We start from the raw sequence: 26,813 nt of genomic DNA on the forward strand, positions 1-26,813 counted from the left end.
GCCCAATGAATCTTTGCTCCTGCCGGACCTCTTGTCCGAAGGTTTACCCGTTAGTAGCGTTCGCGATGCTGAAGGAAACCAGAGGGCACTCGAAGGTGGGTGGAGGCCGGTGGTCCGCAGACCGGTGGCATGGGTCGTGGCGATCGTCCTCTTCGTGGAGGCGTTCGGTGTCGCGCTGCTGAACTGGTTCCTCGGAGTGGTCGTCGACCACCAGAACATGTCCATGGCGGGCGTCGATCCGCACGCCATGTCCGTGTCGTCGAAGGCGGCCGGCGTCGTCTTCGGGCTCTATTTCGCGGTGTGCGGGCTGGCCGCCCTGCTGGTCGCCGTGCGCGACCGCGCGCCGTCCGGCATCCGGCGCATCCTGCTGATCAGCGCCGCGGTGGTGCACGGCCTGCTCGGGGCGTTCGTGGTGGGCCTGGTCGGCTGGGGCGCGTTCGGATTCATGATGGTCGTGCTCGGGCTGATCGTGCTCACCCTGATGACGTACGACCGCCCGGGAGGCGCGGCGGCCGGTGCGCCGCCCGCCGGCGACGGTCCGGAGGACGGCGACAGGGCCGCGCGGCAGGCCCCGGAGCCCGCCGAGTCCCCGGAGCGGGCCGGGCCTCTGGAGGGCGGCGGCCCCGCGCCCGTCGCCCCCTGAACCTCGCCCGGGCGCCTGTCGACACGACAGAGCCCGGGTCCCCGTCGACACGACAGAGCCCGGGCCCGCCTCGCTCACCGCTCCCGCGGTGCCCACAACTCCGTGATGCCCACGCCCAGTTCGGCCAGCAGCCGGCGGATCAGGGGCAGCGAGATGCCGATGACGTTGCCGTGGTCGCCGTCGATGCCGTCGATGAAGGGCGCAGAGCGGCCGTCGAGCGTGAAGGCTCCCGCCACGTGGAGAGGCTCGCCGGAGGCCACGTAGGCGGCGATCTCCTCGTCCGTGGGCTCACCGAAGCGGACCACGGTGGACGCGGTGGCGGACGCGTACCGCCCGCTGACCGTGTCGTAGACGCAGTGGCCGGTCTGGAGCGTGCCCGCCCGGCCGCGCATCGACTTCCAGCGGGCCGTCGCCTCCTCGGCGTCCGAAGGTTTGCCGAGGGCCTCGCCGTCCAGGTCGAGCACGGAGTCGCAGCCGATCACCAGGGCGCCCTTGACCTCGGGCTTTGCCGCCACGACGGAGGCCTTGGCCTCGGCGAGCGCGAGCGCGAGTTCGGCGGGGGTCGGGGCGGTGACGGCGTCCTCGTCGACCCCGCTGACGATCACCTCGGGGTCGAGCCCGGCCTGTCGGAGCAGTCCGAGCCGGGCGGGGGACTGGGAGGCGAGAACGAGACGGCGGCGCGGCTGATCGGTCATGCGCTCAGCGTATAGGCGGCCCTCATCTGGTGCCGATGATGATCATCGCCAGCACCATGGCCAGCGCCATGAGGACCCCAAGCCGCCTCAACATCTCCTGCGTCTCGCGGAGTTCCTCGGGCGGCTCGTTCTCGGGGTCGGACCACAGCATGCCTTCCATCGTCCGGCGGGTGGCCGCGGCGGCGCCTGAGTACCCGTACTCAACTTCCGGCGCCGGCCGCCGGGCCGTCTGCCGACGGCACACGGCACACGGCTTCGGCGGTCACCTGCACCGGACGACGCGGGTGCGTGGTGACGGCCGAAGCCGTCGCGAAGGCGCCGGGCGTGCCGGACCCCGGAAGCCGTCGCGGACGTGCCGGACGTGCCGGACGTGCGCCTGCCCCCCGGACGTGACCGAGGGGCCCGGGGTCAGCCGGGCCAGTAGGTCCGGGCCCAGGCCGTCGGGCCCGGCTGGGGAACGCGGTGGGCGGCGACACGGGCCGGGTCGGCCCAGGAGTCCCGCTGCGCCGCGCCGGACGGCGTGGCCGCCGCCGCCGCGGCGCGGGCGCGGACCACCGCCAGGGCGGCGGCCAGCTCCTCCAGGGTAGGATTGCCCCGTATGACCTTGATGTTCATGACGGCTCCCAAGAGTCCCGGGGTTACAGAGGGATGTTGCCGTGCTTCTTCGGGGGAAGGGATTCCCGCTTCGTGCGCAGCTGACGCAGGCCGCGGACGATGTGGCGGCGGGTGTCCGACGGCATGACCACCGCGTCGATGTAACCGCGCTCGGCCGCGACGTACGGGTTGAGGAGCGTGTCCTCGTACTCCTGGATCAGCCGCGCCCGGGTCGCCTCCGGGTCGTCGGCCTCGCCGATCGTGCGGCGGTGCAGGATGTTGACGGCGCCCTGCGCGCCCATGACGGCGATCTGGGCGGTCGGCCAGGCGAGGTTGAGGTCGGCGCCCAGGTGCTTGGAGCCCATGACGTCGTAGGCCCCGCCGAACGCCTTCCGGGTGATCACCGTGATCAGCGGGACGGTGGCCTCGGCGTAGGCGAAGATCAGCTTGGCGCCGCGGCGGATGATGCCCTCGTGTTCCTGGCCGACGCCGGGCAGGAAGCCGGGCACGTCGACGAAGGTGATGACCGGGAGGTTGAAGGCGTCGCACGTCCGCACGAAACGGGCGGCCTTCTCGCTGGCGTCGATGTCCAGGCAGCCGGCGAACTGCATCGGCTGGTTGGCGACGATGCCCACCGGGCGGCCCTCGACCCGGCCGAAGCCGGTGAGGATGTTCGGCGCGAACAGCGGCTGCGTCTCGAAGAACTCGCCGTCGTCCAGGACGTGCTCGATGACCGTGTGCATGTCGTACGGCTGGTTCGCACTGTCCGGCACCAGCGTGTCCAGCTCGCGGTCCTCCTCGGTGACGGTGAGGTCCGCCTCCTCCGGGAAGGCCGGGGGCTCGCTGAGGTTGTTCGACGGCAGGTACGACAGCAGCTGCTTGACGTACTCGATCGCGTCCTTCTCGTCCCCGGCCATGTGGTGGGCCACGCCGGAGGTGGAGTTGTGGGTGCGGGCGCCGCCCAGCTCCTCGAAACCGACGTCCTCGCCGGTGACCGTCTTGATGACGTCCGGGCCGGTGATGAACATGTGCGAGGTCTGGTCGACCATGATCGTGAAGTCGGTGATGGCCGGCGAGTAGACGGCACCGCCCGCGCACGGACCCACGACGAGTGAGATCTGCGGGATGACACCGGAGGCGTGCGTGTTGCGCCGGAAGATCTCCCCGTACGCGCCGAGCGAGGCGACGCCTTCCTGGATCCGGGCGCCACCGGAGTCGTTGATGCCGATGACCGGGCAGCCGGTCTTCAGGGCGAAGTCCATCACCTTGACGATCTTCTGTCCGTAGACCTCGCCCAGCGCCCCGCCGAAGACCGTGAAGTCCTGGGAGAACACCGCGACCGGGCGGCCGTCCACGGTCCCGTACCCGGTGACGACACCGTCTCCGTACGGGCGGTTCTTCTCCAGCCCGAAGTTGGTGGAGCGGTGCCGGGCGAACTCGTCCAACTCGACGAACGAGTCCTCGTCGAGCAGCAGTTCGATCCGCTCACGGGCCGTCAGCTTGCCCTTCGCGTGCTGTTTCTCGACCGCGCGCTCCGAGCCGGCGTGCGTCGCCTCCTGGACCCGGCGCTGCAGGTCCGCGAGCTTTCCCGCGGTGGTGTGAATGTCGATCTCTTCCGGCTCGGACATCGGGATGCGGCTCCCTGCCTGCTCAAGTGGGGACGTGAGGGTGAGGTGCTACCTGTACGTGCTGTAAGTGCTCAGAAGAAGGGACGGTTACTCATCCGTAGCGTAGTGCTGTGCCTACCGATCGGCAGTGCGGCGTTTACCACACCTAGGGTGGCTTGCATGATGCCGCGAGATTCCTCTGACGCGAACGACAGGTCGAACGGTGCCGCAGGTGGTGGCAGCCGCTGGTCCGACCTGGACCGCCCGCCCCTGAACACCGCCGCGCTGCGCCGGGGGCTGGTGCGCGAGGGCGGGCTGTGGACCGGGGTCGACGTGGTGCAGCGCACCGGGTCCACCAACTCGGACCTGGTCGCCCGCGCCACGGCCGGTCAGGCCGCCGAGGGCGCCGTCCTGGTCGCCGAGGAGCAGAACGCGGGACGCGGGCGGCTGGACCGGGTCTGGTCGGCCCCGCCCCGTTCCGGGCTGTTCTTCTCGGTCCTGCTCAACCCGGCCGAGGTGCCCGTGGCCCGCTGGGGCTGGCTGCCGCTGCTGGCCGGAGTCGCCGTCGCGACCGGGCTCGCGCAGGCGGCCGGCGTCGACACGGCACTCAAGTGGCCCAACGACGTGCTGGTCACCGTGGGCGAGGAGGAGCGCAAGACCGGCGGGATCCTCGCGGAGCGGGCCGGGAACGCGGGGGTCGTGATCGGCATCGGCGTCAACGTCACCCTGCGCGGGGACGAGCTGCCGGTGCCCACGGCGGGTTCCCTGGTCCTGGCGGGCGCCCGCACCACCGACCGCGACCCGCTGCTGCGTGCGGTACTGCGTTCCTTGGAGGACTGGTACGGCCGCTGGCGCGCGGCGGACGGCGACCCGGCCGCGAGCGGTCTGCAGGAGACGTACGCGGCGGGCAGCGCGACCCTGGGCCGCCTGGTCCGCGCGGAACTCCCGGGCAACCGCTCGATCACGGGGGAGGCGGTGGCGATCGACGGGGACGGGCGGCTCGTACTGGCGACGGAGGACGGAGTGCAGGAGCCGGTGGGCGCTGGAGACGTGGTGCACCTGCGGTCGGCTTGAGGGGACGGTGCTGCTCGGCGTGGGGCGGGCGATCTCAGCCCGTCTGGGGGCCCCTGCTCGAAGAGCTCGGGGGAGTTTGGGGACGAGGCCGTTCAGGCCGATCGCGGGCCTGGGGGCGGAGCCCCCGGAACGGTCATCCGACGCCGGGTGCGCACCCGGCGTCGGGGACGTAACGGCCGCTGGGGAGTGAGCTACCGCACACCTGCCGTAGAGTTGACCGCGGTCGATACCTGACCGCGGCAGATCGGAAGGGCAGCACGCGTGACCGTCGACGACACGGGCTCGGGCACGGGCGTACACCCCGCCCCCGACGGTGAACCGGGGCGCGACGCACACGCCGAGTCCGAGGAGAACCCCCTCGCGCTCCGCCTCGAGCAGCTCATCCTGGGGGCCGAGCGCCGCTACACCCCCTTCCAGGCGGCCCGCAGCGCGGGCGTCTCGATGGAACTGGCGTCCCGCTTCTGGCGGGCCATGGGCTTCGCCGACATAGGCCAGGCCAGGGCCCTGACCGAGGCCGACGTCCTCGCTCTGCGGCGCCTGGCCGGTCTCGTCGAGGCGGGACTGCTCAGTGAGGCCATGGCCGTACAGGTGGCCCGCTCCACCGGGCAGACCACCGCCCGCCTGGCCGAGTGGCAGATCGACTCCTTCCTGGAGGGCCTGACCGAGCCGCCAGAGCCCGGCATGACCCGCACCGAGGTGACGTACCCGCTGGTCGAGCTGCTCCTGCCGGAACTGGAGGAGTTCCTCGTCTACGTCTGGCGGCGCCAGCTCGCCGCCGCCACCGGCCGGGTGGTGCAGGCCGCGGACGACGAGGAGATGGTCGACCGCCGCCTCGCCGTCGGTTTCGCGGATCTGGTCGGCTTCACCCGCCTGACGCGCCGCATGGAGGAGGAGGAGCTCGGCGAACTCGTCGAGGCGTTCGAGACCACCGCGGCCGACCTGGTCGCCGCGCACGGCGGCCGGCTCATCAAGACGCTCGGCGACGAGGTGCTCTACGCGGCGGACGACGCCGGTACGGCCGCGGAGATCGCCCTGCGCCTGATCGAGACCATGGCGAACGACGAGACCATGCCGGAGCTGCGGGTCGGCATCGCCTTCGGCACGGTCACCACCCGGATGGGCGATGTCTTCGGTACGACGGTGAACCTGGCGAGCCGGCTCACCTCGATAGCGCCCCGCGACGCCGTCCTGGTGGATCACGACTTCGCGGAGGAGCTGATCCGCACGGCAGAGGCCCCCGCCTCCGAGACGGAGGCCGCGGAGGCGGCGGCCGCCGCCGAGAAGGAGGGCAAGGAGCCGCCCACGTACCGCTTCGCTCTCCAGCCGATGTGGCAGCGGCCGGTGCGCGGCCTCGGCGTGATCGAGCCGTGGCTGCTGACCCGGCGGGACGGGCCGGCGTAGGCACTCCTCTTCCGTCCTCGCGGTCGTGTCTTCAGTCCTCGCGGTCATGCGCTTCACAGGCCGTGGACGCACAGCCCCACGAGCGGCACGCACAGGCCCGGGGGGTCCGAGGTGGCCGGGGCCGACGGCGCAGGTGCCCGAGTGGTCGCGGTCGGGGACGGGGCGGACGGCGGCGCGGCCGTCGTCGTGACCGGGGGCTCGGGCGTTCGTGAACGAGAAGCCGTGGGGGTCGAGGGTGCCTCCGGGATGCCGGTCGCGGGATCCGTGACCCGCGGGGTCGGCGTGCCCGGACGCCCGGACGGGCTCACGTCGCCCGACACGGCCGGCACCGCGCTCGCCCTTCCCTTGAAGGCGGTCGTCGAGGGCCCCGCGGCCCCCTTGGACGGCACGTCCCCGGCTGTCGCCGCGGTCTGGCCGGCGCCGATCCGGGGCTCGGCCTCCGCGGTGCCGCCCCCGCCCGTCACCGACTCGGGTGCCAGGCGTACGAGACTCAGGGCTCCGGCGGCGAGCGCGAACCCGCCGACGGCGAGTGCCAGGCGCCGGTGGCGCGGCTTGCGGTGCCGGCCCACCGGACGGAACCAGAAGGGGCCGGAGCCGTTGTGCACCGTCGTCGTGGTGTCGTCGGTGGCCGTGTCCGTCATCGCCCGTCCCTCCCCGGTCGCCCGCACTCCCCCAAGTGCCGTAGCGGTGCGCAGATTATGTGGAGACGGGGCGCGGGTGATGCGGAGGTGACTCGAATTCACCCGAACGGGGACAGGGGGCGGTCAATGGCCCACACCCGCCGAAGCTGTGCGGCGGCTTTCGCGGGGCCGCCTCGGCTGCGATGATCGGGGGCGTCGTGTAGTTAACCCGCGTTAACCGGGAGGGTGTCATGGCGGAGCAGGGGGACGAGCGGCGGTTCGGCGAGTACGTCGTCGTACGGCGGCACGGGTATGTCGCGGAGCTGGCGCTGGACCGGCCCAAGGCGATGAACGCGGTGTCCACGGACATGGCCCGCTCGATCGCCGCCGCGTGCGCGCACCTCGCCGCCGACCGGGATGCCCGGGTGACGGTGGTGACGTCGACGCACGAGCGGGCGTTCTGCGTGGGCGCGGACCTGAAGGAGCGCAACTCCTTCACGGACGCCGACCTGATGCGCCAGCGCCCCCTCGCCCGCGCCGCCTACACCGGCGTCCTGGAGCTGCCGATGCCGACGATCGCCGCCGTGCACGGCTTCGCGCTGGGCGGCGGCTTCGAGCTGGCCCTGTCGTGCGACCTGATCGTGGCGGACTCCACCGCGGTGGTGGGGCTGCCCGAGGTGTCCGTGGGGGTCATCCCCGGCGGGGGCGGTACGCAGCTGCTGCCCCGCCGCGTGGGCGCAGCGCGCGCCGCGGAGCTGATCTTCACGGCCCGGCGCCTGGAGGCGGCCGAGGCGCGGGAGCTGGGCCTGGTCGACGACCTCGTACCGGAGGGCCGTGACCGTGAGGAGGCGCTCGCCCTCGCCGCCCGTATCGCCGCGAACTCCCCGGTCGGCCTGCGCGCCGCGAAGCGCGCCCTGCGGCTCGGCCACGGCCTGGACCTGCGCACCGGTCTGGAGGTCGAGGACGCGGCATGGCGCTCGGTGGCGTTCTCCGGCGACCGTGCGGAAGGCGTGGCCGCCTTCAACGACAAGCGCACGCCGCAGTGGCCGGGGGAGTAGCGGACGAGCGAAGGCGTCGCGACGCCGCGAAGATCCGCGACACGGCCCAGGGCGTGTCGCCCGGGTCCCGTCGCTCGCCCGAAGGACGGGCCTCGCGGCGCAGGTGCCTGCTCCGGGCTCCCCCTGCTCGAAGAGTTTGAGGGAGGGTGCAGGGCCTCGCGAGGCAGGCGGGACCTTCGTGACACGCCCTAGCCTGGAGTCGTGGCTGAAGACAGTCGGCTGAGGGCCGTGGTGGCGCTTGCGCAGGGCATGGCGGCGGCGCACACTCCGCGCGAGGCCTGGCGGGCCGCCGCGCTGGGCGCGTGCCGGGCGCTCGCCGGGAACTTCGCCGCGCTGTCGGTGTGGGAGCGGGAGGCCGGGCGGCTGCGGGTCCTCGTCAACGTGGGGGAGCGCGCGCCCGAGGAGGAGGAGTTCCCCGAGCACGAGGCCTACCCCGTGCACCAGTTCCCGGAGATCACCGAGTTCCTGCACGAGCGCTGGGCGGGCGGCGGCGGCCCGAGCGCCTGGGTGGAGACCGCCCAGGGTCCGGCCGCGGGCCACGCCGGGTACTGCCACCAGCGGGTCGCGGCGCTGCGCCGACGCGGCCGGGGCTGCTGTGTCGTCGCGCCCGTGGTGCTGCACGGCCGCGCCTGGGGCGAGCTGTATGTGGCGCGTCCGGCCGGTGAGCCCGTCTTCGACGGCGACGACGCCGACTTCGCCACCGTCCTCGCCTCCGTGGTGGCCGCCGGCATCGCGCAGACCGAGCGCCTGGAGGAGGCCCGCAGGCTCGCGTTCACCGACGCCCTCACCGGCCTCGCCAACCGCCGCGCCGTCGACGTGCGTCTGGAGGAGGCGATCGAACAGCACCGGGCGGACGGGGTCGCGGTCTCGCTCGTCGTCTGCGATGTCAACGGGCTCAAGCGGGTCAACGACTCACAGGGACACGCCGTGGGCGACCGGCTGCTGGAACGTTTCGGGTCGGTGCTGTCGCTGTGCGGTGCCATGCTGCCGGGTGCGCTGGTCGCCCGGCTCGGCGGTGACGAGTTCTGCCTGCTGACGGTGGGTCCGTCGGCCGACGAGGTGGTGCGGGCCGCCGACGAGGTGTGCCGCCGGGCCGCCGAACTGGAGATCGGTGACGGTGTCGCCTGTGGGGTCGCCTCCACCCAGGACCCGATCGGCCCGGTGCGCTCGGCCCGCCGGCTGTTCCGGCTCGCCGACGCGGCCCAGTACCGGGCGAAGGCCCTGCACGCCGCGAAGCCCGTGGTCGCGGGCCGCGAAGGGCCGGACGACCCCGTCGTGCGCCTGGCCGACGAGCCGCCGCCCGCCGGGGAGCGCCGCACGTTCCGCGGCCGGCACTGAGCCGCCGGACGCCTCATGTTCCGCGGCCTGCACTGAGCCGCCGGGGGTCGGTAAGGGGTGAACCGGCACCCCACTGGTGACATCTTCGAATTCACTGCGTACGCTCCTGAATATGGATATGCACACTGTGGTGGTGGGGACGTCCGGGGTGACCGCGTCCGACGTTCTCGCCGTGGCGCGCGCGGACGCCCGGATCGAGCTCTCCGAGGAAGCCCTGACGGCCCTGGCGGCGGCCCGCGGGATCGTGGACGCACTGGCCGCGAAGCCGGACCCCGTCTACGGGGTCAGCACCGGCTTCGGCGCGCTGGCGACCCGGCACATCAGCCAGGAGCTGCGCACCCAGCTGCAGCGCAACATCGTCCGCTCGCACGCGGCCGGCATGGGCCCCCGGGTGGAGCGGGAGGTCGTGCGCGCGCTGATGTTCCTGCGGCTGAAGACGGTCTGCTCCGGACACACCGGCGTGCGCCCCGAGGTCGCGCAGACCATGGCCGACATCCTCAACGCCGGCATCACCCCGGTCGTGCACGAGTACGGCTCGCTCGGCTGCTCCGGCGACCTGGCCCCGCTGTCCCACTGTGCGCTGACCCTCATGGGCGAGGGCGAGGCCGAGGGCCCCGACGGTGTCGTACGCCCCGCCACCGAACTCCTCGCCGAGCACGGCATCGCCCCCGTCGAGCTGCGCGAGAAGGAGGGCCTCGCGCTCCTCAACGGCACCGACGGCATGCTCGGCATGCTGCTCATGGCCCTCGCCGACCTGGACACCCTGTACAAGTCGGCCGACATCACGGCCGCGCTCTCCCTGGAGGCGCTGCTCGGCACGGACAAGGTCCTCGCGCCGGAGCTGCACGCCATCCGCCCGCACCCCGGGCAGGGCGCGTCGGCCGCCAACATGCTGGCCGTGCTGAAGGACTCGGGTCTGACGGGCCACCACCAGGACGACGCGCCGCGCGTCCAGGACGCCTACTCGGTGCGGTGCGCCCCCCAGGTCGCGGGCGCCGGACGGGACACGCTGGCCCATGCCCGCCTGGTCGCCGAGCGCGAGCTGGCCTCGGCCGTCGACAACCCGGTGGTGCTGCCCGACGGGCGCGTCGAGTCCAACGGCAACTTCCACGGCGCGCCGGTGGCGTACGTGCTGGACTTCCTCGCCATCGCGGCGGCGGACCTCGCGTCCATCGCCGAGCGTCGCACGGACCGGCTGCTCGACAAGAACCGCTCGCACGGCCTGCCGCCGTTCCTCGCGGACGACGCGGGCGTCGACTCGGGCCTCATGATCGCCCAGTACACGCAGGCGGCCCTGGTCAGCGAGATGAAGCGGCTCGCCGTACCGGCCTCCGCCGACTCGATCCCGTCCTCCGCGATGCAGGAGGACCACGTCTCCATGGGCTGGTCGGCCGCCCGCAAGCTGCGCACGGCGGTGGACAACCTGACCCGTGTCCTCGCGATCGAGCTGTACGCGGCGACCCGCGCCATCGAACTGCGCGAGGGCCTGACCCCGGCCCCCGCCAGCCAGGCGGCGATCACCGCTCTGCGCAAGGCGGGCGCCGAGGGCCCCGGCCCGGACCGGTTCCTGGCCCCGGACCTCGCGGCGGCGGACGCGTTCCTGCGCGACGGCCGCCTGCTCGCGGCGGTGGAGTCGGTCACGGGGCCGCTGGCCTGAGCACCCGGTGCGGGGCCGCCCCAGGGGTGGCCCCGCGTGTGGGCGCCCGCCGGAGAAGGCCTGACCACCTCGTCCGACGCGGCGCGCCGTAACTCGGCGCGCCGTCACGCCGGTGCCCGGTCACTCGGTGCGCCGTCACTCCGGCGCGCCCTCACTCCGTGCGCCCTCACTCCGTGCGCCGTCACTCGGTGCGCAGGACCCGGGCGATGGTCTGCCGGGCCGCCGCCCGCGCCGGTATCACCGCGCCCAGTGCGGCGATCGCGACCCCGGCCAGGGCGAGCAGGGCCATCGAGCCCGGGTGCCACACGTCCAGCATCCGTGCCGGGAAGGCGAGATGGGCGCTGTGCTCGGTCATCGGGATCACCAGACGGTAGGCCGCGACTCCCAGCGGCAGACCCAGGAGCCCGCCGAGCAGGCCGAGCCCGGCCATGGACACCACCAGCATCCCCGTGACCTGCCGTGGTGTCATGCCGATCGACTTCAGCGTCCCCAGGTCGCGCCGTCGCTCCCGGCTGCTCAGGACGACCGTGTTGAACACCCCCATCGCAGCGACCACCGACAGCATCAGGGTCAGCGCGGACGCGGAACCGATCACCGTCACCGTCCCGGCGTTCACCGACGTCTTCTCGGTCGGGTACAGGCCGGGATCGGCGGCCCGAACGGCCTTCACATAGGCGCCCACATCGGCTCCGGGGGTGAGCCGCACCCAGTACTGGTCGGCCTGCGCATCCGGTGTCAGGGCGGTCACCGTCGTCCAGTCCGCGCGCATCCAGTCCGCAGGCCCGGACATGACTTCCCCGACCAGGGTCACATGCTCCTGCCGGCCGTCCGCCGCGGCCAGTGTGAACGAGTCGCCGAGACGCAGACCGTACTTGGACAGGAACCTGCCGGAGGCCACCACCTCTCCTGGCGCCCGCATCCACCGGCCCCTGGCCAGGTCGTCCCGGAGAACGGAGCGCCCCCCGCGCGCCCCCTCGATCGACACGTCCTGGCTCTGTCCGAGCATCCGTACCTCGGCGAAGCCCACGGCGGACACATCGGCCGCATGCGGCAGAGAGCGCAACAGTGTCTGGGTCGCGGCGTCGCCGTGCCGCGGGTCCGTCTGCCCGAACCTGGCTTCCCCGCGCTGGACGAGCACCTGCACCTTTCCGACACCCTCGACGGCGTCGCCGTAGGAGACCATGGTGGCCGACAGGCCGGTGGCGAAGGTCACCGTCGCCACCCCGAGCAGTACCGCGCAGACGGTGAGCAGCGCCCGTCCGGGCCGGGCGAAGGGCAGGCCGAGGCCCAGCGTCACCGAGCGCGGCAGTTGCACCCCGGCCAGCCATCGCTGGATCGTCGACCCCCGTGCGCCACTGGGTGCGCTGCCCGCGCTGATCGCACGTGCCGCGGGGAGCCGGTGCGCGCGAAGCGCCGGGATCAGCGCCGCCAGCAGCACCACCGCGGGCATGCCGAGCGCCGTGGTCGCGTACACCCAGGAGGCGATCGCCGGAGTGACCATCACCGTGCCGAGGTCCGCGCCCTGGAAGACCTGGTGCAGCAGCGGCCGTGCCACCACCGCTCCCAGAGCCGTGCCGGCCAGCGCGCCCGCCGTCGCGGGGACGCAGACCATCACCAGGTAGACCGCGACGACCTGTCCGGGCGTGAATCCAAGGGACTTGAGCACCCCGATGTGCCGGAAGCCGGACACCACGGCACCGCTCACCACATTGCCCACGATCAGCACGGCCACCAGCAGGCCGAGGATCCCGAAGGCCATGAGGAAGGGCACGAAGGCGTTGGGCGAGGCCGCCACCTGTGCCTTCAGCGTCAGATACGACTGGTGGGCGACCAGCGAGCCGGACGGCAGGCCGGCGGTCACCGCCGCGGTGCCCGCGGTGATCTGGTCGGCCGTGGCGGCCCGTTCGAACCGGTACAGCATCTGGTACGTCGCGGGGTGCAGGGCCTCGATCTGCTGCGGGGAGACCCATGCCTGCGCGGTCCCGCTCACGCCGGCGGCGAGGCCGACGACGGTGAGCGGCGCCAGTCCGGGCAGCCGGATCCGCTTGCCGACCGGAGAGTGCGGCCCTTTGGCCAGGCCGGGTGCGTCCGGCAACGCGAGGACGAGCTGGCCGGAGCCGGTGGCCCAGTGCCCGGCGAAGAGGTCCAGCCGGTCGACCGGGCCACCGGGGGCTGCCCGCCCCACCACGGTCAGCGGGCCGCCGGGCGCCACCCCGGGGATCTGGGACGCCGCGTTCTGCGGCACCTCGACCACGGCCTCCGGGAACGGCCCGGCCGCGGCGCGCACGCCCGGACGGTGCGAGGTCCGTGCCAGCTCGGCACGGGAGACCTTCGCCGCGTCGAAGGTCGCCACCACGTGCGCGCCGTGCGCCTGGGCGAAGAGGCGGTCGAACGGCCCGGACGCGACGTCCAGCAGGCCGAGGGCGACCACGAGGGCCGTGCTGGAGACGAGGACCACCACCCCGATCACGGCGGTCTGCAGCCGGCGGCGGCGCACGGCCGCGCGCGAGGCCCGCCACACCGCGCTCATGCCGACCGCTCCAGGGTCCGCTCGCCGGTGATCCGACCGTCCGCCATCGTCACCAGGCGGCCGGCGCAGCGCGTGGCCAGCCGCTGGTCGTGGGTCACCAGCAGCAGTGTCTGGCCCAGTTCGTTGAGGTCGATGAGCAGGTCCATCACCTGCTCGCCCGCGTGGCTGTCCAGGGCGCCGGTCGGCTCGTCCGCCAGCAGCAGCGCGGGGCGGTTCATCAGCGCGCGGGCCACCGCCACCCGCTGTCGCTCGCCGCCGCTGAGCGCGGCGGGGTAGACGTTCTGGCGGTCGGCGATGCCGAGTTCGTCCAGCAGCTCCAGCGCCCGGCGCCGGGCCTGTCGGGCCGGCGTTCCGGTGAGCTGGGCGGCCAGGGCGACGTTGTCGATCGCGGGCAGGTCGTCGATGAGGTTGAAGAACTGGAAGATCATGCCGACCCGGCGGCGCCGGAAGAGCGCCAGAGCGGTCTCGCTCATCCCGCCCAGGTCCTCGCCGTGTACGTGCACGGAGCCGGCGCTCGGCCGGTCCAGCCCGGCGATCATGTTGAGCAGGGTGGACTTGCCGCAGCCGGACGGACCCATCACAGCCACCGCCTCCCCGGCGCCGATCTCCAGCGACACCCCTTCCAGGGCGACCGTGTCGCCGTACTCCTTGCGCAGGTCGCTCACCCGGACGACTTCCCGGTCACGCACGCCGGCCGAGTCGGCCTCGGGGGCCGCGCCGCTGATGTCTTCGGTGGTCATGGCAGGGACGGTAGGCGGCGTGGGACGCGCGGGCGTCAGCCCCCGGAGGTAACCGGCAGCGGTGGTCATCCTGGCGATGTACGGGCTGGGCCCGCAGACGGACGCCCGTTCGCCGCCGGCCTGACACGATGGACGACGATGGACGACGTGTGGACATCGGGGACGGACCGGCTGCTCATCGCCCTCGCGGCGGTGAGCCTGGCGGTGGCCGGCGGCAGCGCCGTGCTGCTGGTGCGCGCCCGCCGCCGTCACGCCAAGGTCCTGGAGGACCGGCACCGGCTGCTGGAGCGCGAACGGGAGGCCGCCGCCCGCACGGCGGTGGCGGCCGAGCGCGCCCGCATCGCCCGCGAGCTGCACGACATCGTCAGCCACAAGGTCAGCCTGATGGTCGTGCAGGCGAGCGCCGCCCGCGAGGTGCTGGCCAGCCTGCCGGGCGAGGCGGAGACCGCGCTGCGGGCGGTCGAGGGCGCCGGGCGCGACGCGATGACCGAACTGCGCCACCTGCTGGGACTGCTGGCGCCGTCGCCCGACGGCGACGATGCTGACGACGACCGGGCCGGGCGGTACGGCGAAGGAGACCTCTCCGAGCTCGCACCACAACCGAGTCTGAGCCACCTGGGCACCCTCGTCGACCGGATCGCCTTCGCCGGCCTGCCGGTCGAGGTGCGCGTCTCCGGTGAACCGCGCCCGCTGCCGCCCGGCATCGACGTCACCGCCTACCGGATCGTCCAGGAGGCGCTGACCAACGCCCTCAAGTACGGCGACGGCGGCAGGGCGGCCGTGACGGTGCGTTATGCCGACCACAGTCTGCGGGTCGAGGTGCTCAACAGCGGACCGAGCGTGCTCTCCGCCGACCAGGCGGGCACCGGTGCCGGACCGGGCACCCGCAAGCGCGAGGACGACGGGGCGGGACGGGGCCTGATCGGTCTGCGGGAGCGCGTCGCCGTCTACGGAGGCCACTTCGACGCCCGGCGCCGCATCGGCGGTGGGTACCGTGTCCGCGCCCGCATCCCCCTGGAACGCCCGTGACCGAGTCCGCCGCCGACCGCCTCGCCCACCACGCCCCGAGCCGGGTCCCGAACCCGCAGGAACCGGACTCGGACTCGGGGTCGGACCCGAGCCGGGATTCCGGCGCCCCGCGTGTCCTCATCGTCGACGACGAGGAGCTCATCCGAACCGGCTTCCGCCTCATCCTCACCTCACGCGGCATCGAGGTCGTCGGTGAGGCAGCGGACGGCGTGCAGGCCGTCGCGGAAGCCGAACGGCTGCGTCCCGAGGTGGTCCTGATGGACATCCGGATGCCCGACCTGGACGGCCTGGAAGCCGCCAAGCGGGTCCTGCGGCTGCTCCCGCACTGCCGGGTCATCATGCTCACCACGTTCGACCTCGACCGCTACGTCTACGCGGCGCTCGCCGCCGGGGCGAGCGGCTTCCTGCTCAAGGACGTCACCGCCGCCCACCTCGCCGCAGCCGTGCGACTGGTGAACACCGGCGACGCGCTGCTCGCCCCCTCCATCACCCGTCGGCTGGTCGAGCGCTACGCGACCGCCCAGGAGGCCGGCCGGGCCGGCCCGGCCCACCGCCCCGCCACCGCGGCGGCCGCGGCCCGCACGGCCGCGGTCCACCCCGACCTGGCTCCGCTGACCCCTCGTGAACTGGAGGTGCTGACCCTGATGGGCCGGGGCCTTTCGAACACCGAACTCGCCGAAACCCTCACCCTCAGCGAGGCCACCGTGAAGACCCACGTCGCCCGGGTCTTCGCCAAGCTCGCGCTCCGTGACCGCGCCCAGGCCGTCGTCCTCGCCTACGAGACGGGGCTGGTCGTCCCCGGCCGCGCCACCGCCGACTGACACCACGCGCTTGCGCTGCCCGTCGGCCCACCATCGTCCTGCCGCGGCGGCACCCGGCAGAAGCCGCTCGCCTACTCGGCCTCCGCCGCACGCCGGCCCACCGTGCTCTCCCGCACCACCAGCCGGTGCGGCGCCCGGATCTCCAGCCCCGGTACGGGCGTGGAACTGCCGATCCGCTTCAGCAGCCGCTCCACCGCCGTCTCCGCGATCATCCTCTTGTCCGGGGAGACCGTGGTGACGGACGGGTTGGAGTAGCGGCCGTCCTCGATGTCGTCGTAGCCGACGATCGCCACGTCCTCCGGGACGCGCAGCCCGCGCGCGGCCAGCGTGTGCATCGCGCCCAGCGCCACCAGGTCGCTGTAGCAGAACACCGCGTCCGGCGGCTCCTCGAGGTCGAGCAGGTGTGCCATCGCCGTGGCGCCGTCGGAGCGGTTGAAGCGCGGGGTGGAGATGATCAGCTCCTCCCGTACGGGGATCCCGGCGCGCTCGTGGGCCAGCCGGAAGCCGCGGGTGCGCAGTTGCGCCGCCTCACCGGTGCGGTAGGGCTGGTCACCGATCGCCGCGACACGCCGCCGGCCGAGGCCGAGCAGGTGCTCGGTGGCCTCGCGGGAGGCGGTGACGTCGTCGATGCCGACGTGGTCGAAGCCGCCGTCGCTGACCCGCTCGCCGAGCACCACCAGCGGAAGGGCCGGATCGCGGGCGGCCAGGTCGGACTGGGCGAGGCCGAGCGGGCTGAAGATGACCCCGTCGAACAGCAGTTGCTGGGAGCCGCGGCTGAGGAACAGCCTCTCGTGCTCCGCGTCGCCGTCGGTCTGGTCGATCAGGACGTTGTAACCCTGTACCCGGGCCGCGCGGATGATGCCCTGCAGCAGTTCGGCGAAGTACGGCGTGTCGAGGTACGGCACGACCACCGCGATCTGGCCCGAGCGCCCGGCGGCGAGGTTGCGGGCCAGCACGTTCGGCCGGTAGCCGAGTTCGTCCACGGCCTGCTGGACGCGGGCGCGGGTGGCCTCGGAGACCGGTGCGTAGCCGTTCACCACGTTGGACACGGTGCGGCTGGAGACGCCCGCGCGGGCCGCGACATCGCGCAGGGTCACGCCTCTTCCCATATCTCACCTTCGTCCGGTGCAGCCGGGTTCGAGCCGGTTGAAGTTTCCACTGCGTTACCTCTTGCAGCGCGGCAAGTTGTGGGTTAACACTTCTGCAGCGCTGCAAAAGCGTAGCAGAAATGGTCTGAACCGAACCCCGAACAGCATCCCGAACGCCCGTCGCTGACCTGACGACCGAATGGTGTTCGGAATATCGAACGACACGGAATCGACTCCTCCCTCCTCCTTCGCTCCCCCAGCACCCTCCTCTCCCCGGCCTCAGCCTCCGCTCCCAGGCACCTCACTCAGGAGAATGCGCATGTCCACCAGCAGACAGCATCCGATAGGCGGCTCCCGTCGCGTGGCCCGCCGACAGCCCCGCCTCCTCCGCGGGGCGTTCGTGGCGGCGTCCGCCGCCCTCGCCGGCGTGCTCGTCGCGGCCTGCGGTTCCGGCGGCTCGGGCGGCGGCAGCGGCTCCGGCGCGGCGGGCGGCGGCCCGGTGCACATCAAGGTGTGGGCCTGGTACCCGGACTTCAAGCAGGTCGTGGACCAGTTCAACAAGACCCACAAGGACGTCCAGGTCGACTGGGTGCAGGCAGGCGTCGGCCAGGACGAGTACACCAAGCTGAAGACGGCGCTGAAGGCCGGTCAGGGCGCCCCGGACGTCGTGATGCTGGAGTTCCAGGAGCTGCCCACGATCCAGCTCACCAAGGGCCTGCTGGACATCGGCAAGTACGGCGCGAACGACGACAAGAAGAACTACGTTCCCTGGGCCTGGAACCAGGTCTCCGACGGCGACCACGTCTACGCCGTCCCCGTGGACGGCGGCCCGATGGCGATGCTGTACCGCGAGGACATCTTCAAGAAGTACAAGCTGAAGGTCCCCACCACCTGGGACGAGTACAAGCAGGAGGCGGCCAAGCTGCACGCCGCCGACCCGAAGGCGTACATGACCGACTTCGGCAGCGACGAGTCGGCGGCGGGCTGGCTGCAGGGCCTGATGTGGCAGGCCGGCTCCCGCCCGTACACCTACTCGGCGAGCAAGCTGCCGAACATCGGCGTCAAGATGAACGACGACGGCGCCAAGAAGGTGTACGACTACTGGGGCGACCTGGTGAAGAACAAGCTGGTCGACACCGCGTCGTACGCCACCACCGACTTCTACAACGGGCTCAGCAGCGGCAAGTACGCCACCTACCTGGCCGCCGGCTGGGGCCCCGGCTACCTGCAGAGCGTGGCCAAGAAGACGGGAGGCCTGTGGCGCGCCGCCCCGCTGCCGCAGTGGACGGCGGGCGGCAACGCCCAGGGCGACTGGGGCGGTTCGACCTTCGCGGTCACCAGCCAGACCAAGAACCCCAAGCAGGCCACCGAGGTCGCCCGGGAGCTGTTCGGCACCTCCGAGGCCGCCTGGAAGATCGGCATCGACCAGGCGTACCTGTTCCCGCTCGCCACCCCGATCCTGAACGGCTCGTACTTCCAGGACAAGAAGTACGACTTCTTCGGCGGCCAGCAGGTCAACAAGATCTTCGGGCCCGCGGCGAACAACATCGGCACCTTCGACTGGAGCCCGTTCCAGGACTACGCCTACAACACGCAGACCAGTGAGGTCGGCAAGGCCCTCCAGGGCCAGACCCCCTGGTCGTCCGTGGCGGACAACATCCAGCAGCAGGTGGCGGGTTACGCGTCCAAGCAGGGATTCAAGGTCAGCCAGTAACCCTCCAGGGTCTCGCCCCGCCTACCGCCCCCGCCGACCGCTGTGCCTCCTCACCGGCGGCGGGGGCCCTGCCCCAACGCTCAAGGAGATCTGATGAGCCTGCTCCGACAGGGGTCACCGGCGGCCGCCGCGGCCGCGCCCTCGGCAGCGGCGGCCGCCAAGGGCCGTGATGTCCCGGCCGGACGCGGTGCCGGCCCGCGGTCCGGGCGGCTGAAGGCCCGGACCCGGCACCGCGGCATGGGCCTGCTGCTGGTCACCCCGTTCACGCTGCTGTTCCTCGCCTTCCTCATCGCCCCGCTCTGCTATGCCTTCTGGCTGAGCCTGAGGACCTCGACGCTGGTGGGAGGCGACCACTTCAGCTGGTTCGCCAACTACAAGCAGGCCTTCACCGACCCGCAGTTCCTGTCCGGCGTGCGCCGCGTGGTGTTCTTCGGCCTGGTGCAGATCCCGGTCATGCTCGCCCTCGCCCTGGTCGGCGCGCTGATCATCGACGAGGTCACCAGCAGGCTCGCCAAGGTCTTCCGGATGACGCTGTTCATGCCGTACGCCGTGCCCGCGGTGATCGGCGCCCTGATGTGGGGCTTCCTGTACAGCCCGACGTTCGGCCCGGTGAACTCCATCAGCAACGCCCTGGGGCTCGGATCGGTCAACCTGCTCTCGCACAACCTGATGCTGACGTCGCTCGGCAACGTCGTGACCTGGCAGTGGACCGGCTACAACATGATCGTCCTCTACGCGGCACTCCAGGGCCTGCCCCGCGAGGTCTACGAGGCGGCGCGCATCGACGGAGCGAGCCAGATCCAGACGGCGCTGCGCATCAAGGTCCCGATGATCTCCTCGGCGCTGGTGCTCACGCTGATGTTCACCATCATCGGCACCCTTCAGTTCTTCACCGAGCCACGGGTCCTGCAGCCGACCGCCCGCTCGGTGATCACTCCGGACTACACGCCGAACCTGTACGCCTACAACCTCGCGTTCCAGTACTCCGAGTTCAACTACTCCGCCGCCATCTCCTTCGCCCTCGGAGCGGTGGTCTTCATCGGTTCCTACATCTTCCTCTTCCTCACGCGCCGAAGGAGCGGACTGAAGTGACGACCGCCGCTGCCACTGCCGTCGCCGTCCCGGCCCCCCGCCGGCGCCCCACCGCCGCCAAGGGGCGCGTCACCGTCAACGTGGTGATGGTGGCGATGATCCTCTACTTCCTGCTGCCGTTCTGGTGGCTGCTGGTGGCCTCCACCAAGAACAACGACGCGCTGTTCACCACCGCCGCCCTGTGGTTCCGCTCGCCCGGTTCCTTCTTCACCAACCTCCAGCAGCTGTTCACGTACGACGACGGCGAGTACCTGCGCTGGCTCGGCAACACCGCGATCTACGCGGGCGTCAGCGGGGTCGGCGCCACCGCCGTGGCGACCCTCGCGGGCTACGCCTTCGCCAAGTACCGCTTCCCCGGCCGGAACCTGCTCTTCTCGAGCCTGCTCGGCGCCATCATGGTGCCCGCGACCGCGCTGGCCATCCCCACCTATCTGCTGTTGAGCAAGGTGGAGCTGACCAACACGATGTGGGCGGTCATCCTGCCCTCGCTGCTCAACCCGTTCGGCGTCTACCTGGTGCGGGTGTACGTGCAGGAGTCGCTGCCCGACGAACTGCTGGAGGCCGCCCGCGTCGACGGCGCCGGGGAGATGCGCGTCCTGCTGTCGGTGGCCCTGCCGACGCTGAGGCCCGCCTTGGTCACCGTGCTGCTGTTCTCCATGGTCGGCACCTGGAACAACTTCTTCCTGCCGCTGGTCATGCTCAACAACGACAAGCTGTTCCCGCTCACCGTGGGCCTCACGTCCTGGTACCAGGGAGCGATGGTGCAGAGCGGCGCCAACGCGCTGTTCAGCCTGGTCGTCGTCGGCTCGCTGGTGGCGATCCTGCCGCTGGTCATCGCCTTCCTGCTGCTGCAGCGGTACTGGCGCGGCGGTCTGACCGTCGGAAGCCTCAAGTGATCCCTGCCCGACCTCCTCTCCCGGCCATCCCGCGCACCCCCCGGAGCGACCTTCCATGCTGCACGCTTCCCTGACCGTCGACCCCGCCTTCCGCGTCGCCGACGTCAATCCCCGTACCTTCGGCTCGTTCGTGGAGCACATGGGCCGCTGTGTGTACACCGGCATCTACGAACCCGGCCATCCGCAGGCCGACGAGGACGGACTGCGCCGTGACGTTCTGGAGCTGGTGCGCGAGCTGGGCGTGACCACCGTCCGCTATCCCGGCGGCAACTTCGTCTCCGGCTTCCGCTGGGAGGACAGCGTCGGCCCGGTCGCCGACCGGCCCACCCGTCTGGACCTCGCCTGGCACAGCACCGAAACCAACGCCTTCGGACTGCACGAATTCGCCACCTGGGCCCGCAAGGCCGGCGTCGAGCCGATGATGGCCCTCAACCTCGGCACCCGGGGCGTCCAGGAGGCCCTCGACCTGCTGGAGTACGCCAACCACCCCGGCGGCACCACCTGGTCCGACCAGCGGATCAAGAACGGCGCCCAGGACCCCTTCGGCATCCGCATGTGGTGCCTGGGCAACGAGATGGACGGCCCCTGGCAGACCGGCCACAAGACCGCCGCCGAGTACGGCCGCCTGGCCGCCGAGACGGGTCGCGCCATGCGGATGATCGACCCGGACCTCGAACTGGTCGCGTGCGGCAGCTCCAGCTCCTCGATGCCGACGTTCGGCGCCTGGGAGGCGACCGTGCTGGAGGAGGCGTACGACCAGGTCGACTACATCTCCTGCCACGCCTACTACGAGGAACTCGACGGCGACCTCGGCAGCTTCCTCGCCTCCGCCGTCGACATGGACGGCTTCGTGGAGTCGGTGGTCGCCACCGCCGACCACATCCGGGCCAAGCTGCGCCGCAAGAAGCGGATCAACCTCTCCTTCGACGAGTGGAACGTCTGGTACAACAGCCGCTTCGAGGCGCAGGGCAAGCCCGCCGACTGGGCCGTGGCCCCGCGCGTGATCGAGGACGAGTACAACGTCGCCGACGCCGTCGTGGTCGGCGGCCTGCTGATCAGCCTCCTCCGGCACAGCGACCGCGTCACGGCCGCCTGCCTCGCCCAGCTCGTCAACGTCATCGCTCCCATCCGCAGCGAGCCCGGCGGCCCCAGCTGGCGGCAGACGACGTTTCACCCGTTCGCCCAGGCGGCCCGCCACGCGCGCGGCACAGTCCTGCGGGTGGAGCCGGTCGCCCCCGTGTACGAGACGGCACGGTTCGGCGCGGTTCCCGTCCTGGACGCCGTCGCCACCCATGTGTCCGAGGCGGAGGGTGCCGACGAACTCACCGTCTTCGCGGTCAACCGGCACCAGACCGAGGACGTGGAACTCGCCCTGGACCTGAGGGCCTTCCCCGGCTACGCGCCGGTGGAGCACTCCGTCCTCGCCGACCCGGACCTGCGCGCGACCAACACCGTGCACGACCCCGAGAGGGTCCGGCCGCGCGGCGCGGACACCGGCGCGGTCACCGACGGCCGCCTCACCGTGAGCCTGCCGCCCGTCTCCTGGAACGTCATCCGGCTGCGCCCCACCGCCGGCTGACGCCCCACCGGCCCCCGCCGTCACCACTCACCGGCCTCGGTGGCGGCGGGGACGACATCTCCGCCGCCTGTCACCCCACCGGCCCCTCGCCGTCACCCCACCGGCCCCCCGCCGTCACCGCACAGTCCTCGGTGGCGGCGGGGTCTCATGCACCACATGCACACCTTCCCTGCCCCCAAGCACAAGGGAGCCGCACATGTCCACCGACAGGGAAGGCGCCAGACACCGCGCCGTTCCACGTCCCCACGTCATCACGCTGCTGCTCGCGCTGCTCGCAGCGGCCACCGCCCTCGTCCTGCCCGCACCGGGCAAGGCCCATGCCGTCTCGCGGGCCTCGCAGACCATGTACACCCCGCCGTCGGGCACTCCCTCCCCGGGCTCGCTGTATCCGCGGGCCGTGCGCCTGCAGTACAGCGGGTCGTCCAACGGCACGCTGCTCGCCACGTTCGAGCAGTACTCCTCCGGCACCCCCGTCTTCCCGATCTACCGCAGCACCGACAACGGCACCAGCTGGACCCGGATCTCCGGCATCAGCGATACGCACAACGGCTACGGCATGCGCTACCAGCCGTTCCTGTACGAGCTGCCGACCGCCATCGGCGGCTTCCCGGCCGGCACGATCCTGGCCGCGGGCAACTCCATCCCGAGCGACCTGTCGACGACCGAGCTCGACCTGTACGCGAGCACGGACCACGGCAGCACCTGGTCGTTCGTCAGCACCATCGCCACCGGCGGCAAGGCGGACCCGACCAACGGCCAGACCCCCGTCTGGGAGCCGTTCCTGATGGTCTCGGGCTCCAAGCTGATCGTCTACTACTCCGACCAGCGCGACCCCGACCACGGCCAGAAGATCGTGCACCAGGTCACCACGGACGGCATCACCTGGGGGCCGGTCGTCAACGACGTCGCCACCTCCACGTACAGCGACCGCCCGGGCATGCCGACGATCGCCAAGCTCCCCAACGGCAACTACGTGATGACGTACGAGTACTGGGGCGCGCATGAGGGCGGCTTCGCGGTGTACTACAAGATCTCCTCGAACCCGGAGGCGTTCGGGTCCGCCACCGGCGTCGCGCTGAAGACCACCGACGGCTACGTCCCCACCAGCTCCCCGTACATCGTCTGGCTGCCCACCGGCGGCTCCAACGGCACCCTGGCGGTCAGCGCCAACAGCAGCACCGACATCTTCCTGAACACGCAGAACGGCGCGGCGGGCACCTGGACGCGCATCGCGTCCAACACCCCCGGCGGCTACAGCCGCGGCATGGTCCCGCTGGCCGACGGCCACAGCCTGGAGATCTTCAGCGGTGGCCACCTGACGAGTACGGGGCTCAACCCCGTCACCTACGGCACCATCGACCTGGGCGGCGGCATCTCGAACGGCGCCACGTACACCGCCTCCAACGCCAACAGCCACCTGATGCTGACCATTGTGGGCGGCTCCACCACCAACGGTGTCAACGCCACCCAGCAGAACGCCGACAACGCCACCGACCAGCAGTGGCGCTTCGTCCAGCAGACGTCCGGCTATTTCAAGATCTTCAACGTGGCCAGCGGCAAGGTGCTGGGCGTGCAGAACGCCTCCACCGCCAACGGCGCCGCGGTCCTGCAGTGGGACGACAACGGCACCCTCGACCACGAGTGGGCCGTCGCCCCGAGCCCGGCGGGCGGCTTCACGGCCGTCAACCGCAACAGCGGCAAGTACCTGGAGATCCCCAGCGCCTCCACCACCGTCGGCACCGCGGCGGGGCAGTGGGACAACACCGGCTGCGCCTGCCAGCGGTGGACGCTCGACCAGACGGCCCTGCCCACGCTGTCGACCGGCCAGTACGTCCTGGTCAACAAGAACAGCGGCAAGTACCTGGAGGTGCCGAGCGCCTCGACCACCGCGGGCACGGCGCTCGACCAGTGGCAGAACACGGCCTGTGACTGCCAGTTGTGGACCTTCACGGCGAGCGGCGGCGCGTGGACGCTCAGGAACGTCCACAGCGGCCTCTACCTCGACGTGCAGAACGGCTCCACCTCGACCGGTACCTCACTGGTCCAGAGCGCGTCGTCCGGCGCGGGTTCCCAGAAGTGGACGCTGACGGCTGCGGGCGGTGGCTTCTACAAGCTGGTCAACGCCGGCAGCGGACTACTGGCCGACGTCTCCGGAGCCTCGACGGCCAACGGCGCGTCGGTCATCCAGTGGAGCGACAACGGGGGGAACAACCAGCTCTGGCAGCTCGTACGGGTCAACTGATCCCACCGAGCGGGGAACCGGCGCGACGGGCGGCCCACGGCCACCGGTGCGCCGGTTTCCGGCTTCCCGGGACGGTGGGAGTCAGTAGCCCTGGGTGCGTTCCCGTCGTACCGAATACGTCACGAAACCCGCTCCCAGGCCCAGGAACAGCGTCCCCCCGATGACGTACGGCGTCGTGTCCACGCTGCCGGTGTCGGCCAGTTGTGTGTGGGCCGTCGCGCCCGTCAGGCCCGTCGTGTCCGTCATCGTCTGGTCGGTGGTCGTCGAGGTCGCGATCCGCGGACTCTCCGGTGTGTTCTGGGTCGCGTTCGCGGACGGCACGAACCACAGGGCACCCAGCAGGGTCCCCGCGGCGGTGGCGGTCAGCAACGTCCGGCGGGCGGTGGACGACGATCGACGTGCGGCGGACACGAAATTCCGATCCCCCTGGGGCGCTTACGAATTGGCCGTGTGGAGCGATGCTAGTGAAAGGCGCGGGTCGTGGGAAAGTCGCGGGCTCTCCGGGCCGTACGCTGCGCGCCATGAGCACTTCTGAGACATCACGGTATGTCCGCCTTCGTGTGGAACTGGTCGTCGAGATCGACGATGCCGACGCCGTCGCCAAGGCCGCCCTGCGCCGGATCGCGGACGACCCGGACATGCCCGAGGGTGAGCGCGCCTACACGGAGAGCGCGGTGACGGAGGACACGGCCGAGGCCGTCGCGTATCTCGTCGAGCCGTCCGTCCTGTTGGGCGAGGTACCGGGCGTCGAACTCGCCCAGGCCTCCTGGAGCAGCGAGAGCGTCGACTACGACCCCGATTCGCCGGACTGGGCGCTGGGAGAGGATGATGAGCCGGGGGGCGACGAGGACGACGAGGGGGTCCGACTCGGCTGACATGTCTTGGGAAAATGGTGACCCCGGGCGGCAACCGGCGCCCGGGGCACCGTCGTCTCACAAGGCGTTCCCCGGTGTCCCGCATGGCACCGGGACTCCTCGGGCACCCGTCGGGCCGGCGTGGTGTGCCCCACACCGGCCACAGATGTGGAACCGGACGAACCGGTCGTAGCGTTGAGGGTTCCTGCGGGGGACTCAACGGGGTTTTGGGGATTCGGCAACCATGGAGAAGCGTGTGATGACGGACAGTAAGCGGCGCAAGGGCCTGATGGCCGCGTCCGCACTGCTCGGCGGAGTGCTGGTGCTCTCCGCGTGCAGCGGAGGCAACTCGGCGGCGAGTGGCGGCGGGGACGACAAGGACTCGCAGGCCTCGGTCGACGAGGCGGCCGCCAAGAAGTCCTCCGAGGCACAGATCAAGATCACGCCGGCGGACGGTTCCGACAACGCCTCCATCAACAACGCCGCCAAGGTCACGGTCGCCAAGGGCACGCTCACCGAGGTCACCATGACCACCGCGTCCGGCACCGCCGTCGCCGGGCAGATGTCCGCCGACAAGACGAGCTGGGCGCCGACCACCCAGCTCGAGCGGGCCACGACGTACAAGATCGCCGTGACGGCCAAGGACTCCGCGGGCCGCGACGCCCACGAGAACGCCTCCTTCACGACCGTCGCCCCGGCGCACTCCTTCATAGGCAACTTCACACCGGACAACGGCTCGACCGTCGGCGTGGGCATGCCCGTCTCGATCAACTTCGACAAGGCGATCACCAACAAGGCCGCCGTGCAGAAGGGGATCACCGTCACCTCCAGCAGCGGGCAGGAGGTCGTCGGCCACTGGTTCGGCGCCAACCGGCTCGACTTCCGTCCCGAGCAGTACTGGAAGGAGGGCTCCACCGTCACGATGAAGCTGAACCTCGACGGTGTCGAGGGCGCGAGCGGCATATACGGCGTGCAGCAGAAGACGGTCACCTTCAAGATCGGCCGCAACCAGGTCTCGTACGTCGACGCGAAGACCAAGCAGATGAAGGTGACGCAGGACGGCACGGTCGTCAAGACCATACCGATCTCCGCGGGCGCGCCGGATCACACGACCTACGAGGGTCGGATGGTGATCTCGGAGAAGTTCACCCAGACCCGGATGAACGGCGCGACGGTCGGCTTCACCGACTCCGACGGCAAGGGCGAGTACGACATCAAGGACGTGCCGCACGCCATGCGCCTGACCACGTCGGGCACCTTCATCCACGGCAACTACTGGGGTGCCCCGTCCGTCTTCGGCAACGTCAACACCAGCCACGGCTGTGTCGGCCTGCAGGACAAGAAGGGCGCGAACGACCCGAGCACGCCGGCCGCGTGGTTCTACAACCACTCGCTGATCGGTGACGTGGTGGTCGTCCAGAACACCGGCGACAAGACGGTCGCCCCGGACAACGGCCTCAACGGCTGGAACATGAGCTGGGCCCAGTGGAAGGCGGGTTCGGCCGTCTGACACCGGCGCCGGCGGGACCCCGCCCGTACGT

The 26,813-nt window shown here is 71.5% G+C and carries 24 protein-coding genes; 15 read left to right on the forward strand and 9 right to left on the reverse strand.

Annotated elements, in window-relative coordinates; genetic code table 11:
- The first annotated feature begins 109 nt into the window (after nucleotides 1-109).
- Nucleotides 110-643, forward strand: coding sequence for a hypothetical protein (locus tag SY2F82_RS11995; protein ID WP_200418986.1), 534 nt, complete (start codon nucleotides 110-112; stop codon nucleotides 641-643).
- A 74-nt stretch (nucleotides 644-717) separates the two neighbouring features.
- On the opposite strand, the gene SY2F82_RS12000 is transcribed toward SY2F82_RS11995, so the two are convergent.
- The 4 genes from SY2F82_RS12000 to SY2F82_RS12010 form a co-directional block, all read right to left on the reverse strand.
- A complete protein-coding gene (locus SY2F82_RS12000) occupies nucleotides 718-1,338 on the reverse strand; it encodes a nucleoside triphosphate pyrophosphatase (protein WP_103840055.1) in 621 nt (206 codons plus the stop codon).
- A 22-nt stretch (nucleotides 1,339-1,360) separates the two neighbouring features.
- Complete coding sequence (gene mmpB / locus SY2F82_RS39495) at nucleotides 1,361-1,489, reverse strand: morphogenic membrane protein MmpB (RefSeq protein WP_258053440.1); 129 nt, start codon at nucleotides 1,487-1,489, stop codon at nucleotides 1,361-1,363.
- Nucleotides 1,490-1,746: 257 nt separating this feature from the next.
- Nucleotides 1,747-1,953, reverse strand: coding sequence for an acyl-CoA carboxylase epsilon subunit (locus tag SY2F82_RS12005; protein ID WP_200418987.1), 207 nt, complete (start codon nucleotides 1,951-1,953; stop codon nucleotides 1,747-1,749).
- A 23-nt stretch (nucleotides 1,954-1,976) separates the two neighbouring features.
- Entirely contained in the window at nucleotides 1,977-3,560 is a 1,584-nt protein-coding gene (locus tag SY2F82_RS12010) for an acyl-CoA carboxylase subunit beta (protein WP_200418988.1), read from the reverse strand.
- A 159-nt stretch (nucleotides 3,561-3,719) separates the two neighbouring features.
- Between SY2F82_RS12010 and SY2F82_RS12015 the strand changes: the two genes are divergently transcribed.
- Both SY2F82_RS12015 and SY2F82_RS12020 read left to right on the forward strand, forming a co-directional pair.
- A complete protein-coding gene (locus SY2F82_RS12015; RefSeq protein WP_200418989.1) occupies nucleotides 3,720-4,613 on the forward strand; it encodes a biotin--[acetyl-CoA-carboxylase] ligase in 894 nt (297 codons plus the stop codon).
- 261 nt (nucleotides 4,614-4,874) lie between these two features.
- Complete coding sequence (locus tag SY2F82_RS12020) at nucleotides 4,875-6,014, forward strand: adenylate/guanylate cyclase domain-containing protein (RefSeq protein WP_200418990.1); 1,140 nt, start codon at nucleotides 4,875-4,877, stop codon at nucleotides 6,012-6,014.
- 53 nt (nucleotides 6,015-6,067) lie between these two features.
- On the opposite strand, the gene SY2F82_RS12025 is transcribed toward SY2F82_RS12020, so the two are convergent.
- Nucleotides 6,068-6,655, reverse strand: a complete 588-nt coding sequence (locus SY2F82_RS12025; protein ID WP_200418991.1) for a hypothetical protein — start codon at nucleotides 6,653-6,655, stop codon at nucleotides 6,068-6,070.
- A gap of 230 nt (nucleotides 6,656-6,885) precedes the next feature.
- Here SY2F82_RS12025 and SY2F82_RS12030 point away from each other — a divergent pair, with 230 nt between their 5' ends.
- The 3 genes from SY2F82_RS12030 to hutH all read left to right on the forward strand — a co-directional run bounded on the left by SY2F82_RS12030 (nucleotide 6,886) and on the right by hutH (nucleotide 10,687).
- Entirely contained in the window at nucleotides 6,886-7,692 is an 807-nt protein-coding gene (locus tag SY2F82_RS12030) for an enoyl-CoA hydratase/isomerase family protein (RefSeq protein ID WP_200418992.1), read from the forward strand.
- A 201-nt stretch (nucleotides 7,693-7,893) separates the two neighbouring features.
- Nucleotides 7,894-9,030 (forward strand): sensor domain-containing diguanylate cyclase, encoded by a 1,137-nt coding sequence (locus tag SY2F82_RS12035; RefSeq protein WP_200418993.1) that lies wholly within the window; start codon nucleotides 7,894-7,896, stop codon nucleotides 9,028-9,030.
- A gap of 118 nt (nucleotides 9,031-9,148) precedes the next feature.
- Nucleotides 9,149-10,687 carry a histidine ammonia-lyase gene (gene hutH / locus SY2F82_RS12040; protein ID WP_200419424.1) on the forward strand — a complete coding sequence of 513 codons (1,539 nt, stop codon included), beginning with the start codon at nucleotides 9,149-9,151 and terminating at the stop codon, nucleotides 10,685-10,687.
- Between the two features lie 181 nt (nucleotides 10,688-10,868).
- Here hutH and SY2F82_RS12045 read toward each other — a convergent pair whose 3' ends face one another.
- Nucleotides 10,869-13,217, reverse strand: coding sequence for an FtsX-like permease family protein (locus SY2F82_RS12045; protein ID WP_200418994.1), 2,349 nt, complete (start codon nucleotides 13,215-13,217; stop codon nucleotides 10,869-10,871).
- Nucleotides 13,214-13,957, reverse strand: a complete 744-nt coding sequence (locus SY2F82_RS12050) for an ABC transporter ATP-binding protein (protein ID WP_200418995.1) — start codon at nucleotides 13,955-13,957, stop codon at nucleotides 13,214-13,216. The genes SY2F82_RS12045 and SY2F82_RS12050 overlap by 4 nt, the downstream gene beginning before the upstream one ends.
- A gap of 138 nt (nucleotides 13,958-14,095) precedes the next feature.
- On the opposite strand from SY2F82_RS12050, the gene SY2F82_RS12055 reads away from it, so the two are divergent.
- Together SY2F82_RS12055 and SY2F82_RS12060 are read left to right on the forward strand one after the other, a co-directional pair.
- Nucleotides 14,096-14,986, forward strand: coding sequence for a sensor histidine kinase (locus SY2F82_RS12055; protein WP_200418996.1), 891 nt, complete (start codon nucleotides 14,096-14,098; stop codon nucleotides 14,984-14,986).
- Between the two features lie 119 nt (nucleotides 14,987-15,105).
- Nucleotides 15,106-15,807, forward strand: coding sequence for a response regulator transcription factor (locus tag SY2F82_RS12060; RefSeq protein ID WP_200419425.1), 702 nt, complete (start codon nucleotides 15,106-15,108; stop codon nucleotides 15,805-15,807).
- Between the two features lie 71 nt (nucleotides 15,808-15,878).
- Here SY2F82_RS12060 and SY2F82_RS12065 read toward each other — a convergent pair whose 3' ends face one another.
- Complete coding sequence (locus SY2F82_RS12065) at nucleotides 15,879-16,916, reverse strand: LacI family DNA-binding transcriptional regulator (protein WP_200418997.1); 1,038 nt, start codon at nucleotides 16,914-16,916, stop codon at nucleotides 15,879-15,881.
- Nucleotides 16,917-17,214: 298 nt separating this feature from the next.
- On the opposite strand from SY2F82_RS12065, the gene SY2F82_RS12070 reads away from it, so the two are divergent.
- The 5 genes from SY2F82_RS12070 (at nucleotide 17,215) to SY2F82_RS12090 (ending at nucleotide 24,418) form a co-directional block, all read left to right on the forward strand.
- Nucleotides 17,215-18,609, forward strand: coding sequence for an ABC transporter substrate-binding protein (locus SY2F82_RS12070; protein WP_200418998.1), 1,395 nt, complete (start codon nucleotides 17,215-17,217; stop codon nucleotides 18,607-18,609).
- Between the two features lie 93 nt (nucleotides 18,610-18,702).
- Complete coding sequence (locus tag SY2F82_RS12075) at nucleotides 18,703-19,701, forward strand: carbohydrate ABC transporter permease (protein ID WP_236041365.1); 999 nt, start codon at nucleotides 18,703-18,705, stop codon at nucleotides 19,699-19,701.
- Nucleotides 19,698-20,597: a carbohydrate ABC transporter permease gene (locus tag SY2F82_RS12080; protein WP_236041366.1), complete on the forward strand. Its 900-nt coding sequence runs from the start codon at nucleotides 19,698-19,700 to the stop codon at nucleotides 20,595-20,597. The genes SY2F82_RS12075 and SY2F82_RS12080 overlap by 4 nt, the downstream gene beginning before the upstream one ends.
- A gap of 55 nt (nucleotides 20,598-20,652) precedes the next feature.
- Nucleotides 20,653-22,176, forward strand: a complete 1,524-nt coding sequence (locus tag SY2F82_RS12085; RefSeq protein ID WP_200418999.1) for an alpha-N-arabinofuranosidase — start codon at nucleotides 20,653-20,655, stop codon at nucleotides 22,174-22,176.
- 196 nt (nucleotides 22,177-22,372) lie between these two features.
- A complete protein-coding gene (locus tag SY2F82_RS12090) occupies nucleotides 22,373-24,418 on the forward strand; it encodes an RICIN domain-containing protein (RefSeq protein ID WP_200419000.1) in 2,046 nt (681 codons plus the stop codon).
- 81 nt (nucleotides 24,419-24,499) lie between these two features.
- On the opposite strand, the gene SY2F82_RS12095 is transcribed toward SY2F82_RS12090, so the two are convergent.
- Nucleotides 24,500-24,829 carry a hypothetical protein gene (locus tag SY2F82_RS12095; protein ID WP_200419001.1) on the reverse strand — a complete coding sequence of 110 codons (330 nt, stop codon included), beginning with the start codon at nucleotides 24,827-24,829 and terminating at the stop codon, nucleotides 24,500-24,502.
- A 110-nt stretch (nucleotides 24,830-24,939) separates the two neighbouring features.
- Here SY2F82_RS12095 and SY2F82_RS12100 point away from each other — a divergent pair, with 110 nt between their 5' ends.
- A complete protein-coding gene (locus SY2F82_RS12100) occupies nucleotides 24,940-25,293 on the forward strand; it encodes a hypothetical protein (protein ID WP_200419002.1) in 354 nt (117 codons plus the stop codon).
- Nucleotides 25,294-25,531: 238 nt separating this feature from the next.
- Nucleotides 25,532-26,782: an Ig-like domain-containing protein gene (locus tag SY2F82_RS12105; protein WP_236041374.1), complete on the forward strand. Its 1,251-nt coding sequence runs from the start codon at nucleotides 25,532-25,534 to the stop codon at nucleotides 26,780-26,782.
- The last annotated feature ends 31 nt before the right edge of the window (nucleotides 26,783-26,813 follow it).

This window comes from Streptomyces sp. Y2F8-2, from assembly GCF_014905555.1.
Lineage (GTDB): Bacteria > Actinomycetota > Actinomycetes > Streptomycetales > Streptomycetaceae > Streptomyces > Streptomyces cynarae.

Excerpts from the sequence above, each read along its gene's own strand:
- SY2F82_RS12000 (WP_103840055.1), bottom strand. The coding sequence starts at position 1,338 with ATGACCGATCAGCCGCGCCGCCGTCTCGTTCTCGCCTCCCAGTCCCCC.
- mmpB (WP_258053440.1), bottom strand. The coding sequence starts at position 1,489 with ATGCTGTGGTCCGACCCCGAGAACGAGCCGCCCGAGGAACTCCGCGAG.
- SY2F82_RS12005 (WP_200418987.1), bottom strand. The coding sequence starts at position 1,953 with ATGAACATCAAGGTCATACGGGGCAATCCTACCCTGGAGGAGCTGGCC.
- SY2F82_RS12010 (WP_200418988.1), bottom strand. The coding sequence starts at position 3,560 with ATGTCCGAGCCGGAAGAGATCGACATTCACACCACCGCGGGAAAGCTC.
- SY2F82_RS12015 (WP_200418989.1), top strand. The coding sequence starts at position 3,720 with ATGATGCCGCGAGATTCCTCTGACGCGAACGACAGGTCGAACGGTGCC.
- SY2F82_RS12025 (WP_200418991.1), bottom strand. The coding sequence starts at position 6,655 with ATGACGGACACGGCCACCGACGACACCACGACGACGGTGCACAACGGC.
- SY2F82_RS12030 (WP_200418992.1), top strand. The coding sequence starts at position 6,886 with ATGGCGGAGCAGGGGGACGAGCGGCGGTTCGGCGAGTACGTCGTCGTA.
- hutH (WP_200419424.1), top strand. The coding sequence starts at position 9,149 with ATGCACACTGTGGTGGTGGGGACGTCCGGGGTGACCGCGTCCGACGTT.
- SY2F82_RS12045 (WP_200418994.1), bottom strand. The coding sequence starts at position 13,217 with ATGAGCGCGGTGTGGCGGGCCTCGCGCGCGGCCGTGCGCCGCCGCCGG.
- SY2F82_RS12050 (WP_200418995.1), bottom strand. The coding sequence starts at position 13,957 with ATGACCACCGAAGACATCAGCGGCGCGGCCCCCGAGGCCGACTCGGCC.
- SY2F82_RS12055 (WP_200418996.1), top strand. The coding sequence starts at position 14,096 with ATGGACGACGTGTGGACATCGGGGACGGACCGGCTGCTCATCGCCCTC.
- SY2F82_RS12065 (WP_200418997.1), bottom strand. The coding sequence starts at position 16,916 with ATGGGAAGAGGCGTGACCCTGCGCGATGTCGCGGCCCGCGCGGGCGTC.
- SY2F82_RS12070 (WP_200418998.1), top strand. The coding sequence starts at position 17,215 with ATGTCCACCAGCAGACAGCATCCGATAGGCGGCTCCCGTCGCGTGGCC.
- SY2F82_RS12075 (WP_236041365.1), top strand. The coding sequence starts at position 18,703 with ATGAGCCTGCTCCGACAGGGGTCACCGGCGGCCGCCGCGGCCGCGCCC.
- SY2F82_RS12085 (WP_200418999.1), top strand. The coding sequence starts at position 20,653 with ATGCTGCACGCTTCCCTGACCGTCGACCCCGCCTTCCGCGTCGCCGAC.
- SY2F82_RS12090 (WP_200419000.1), top strand. The coding sequence starts at position 22,373 with ATGTCCACCGACAGGGAAGGCGCCAGACACCGCGCCGTTCCACGTCCC.
- SY2F82_RS12100 (WP_200419002.1), top strand. The coding sequence starts at position 24,940 with ATGAGCACTTCTGAGACATCACGGTATGTCCGCCTTCGTGTGGAACTG.
- SY2F82_RS12105 (WP_236041374.1), top strand. The coding sequence starts at position 25,532 with ATGACGGACAGTAAGCGGCGCAAGGGCCTGATGGCCGCGTCCGCACTG.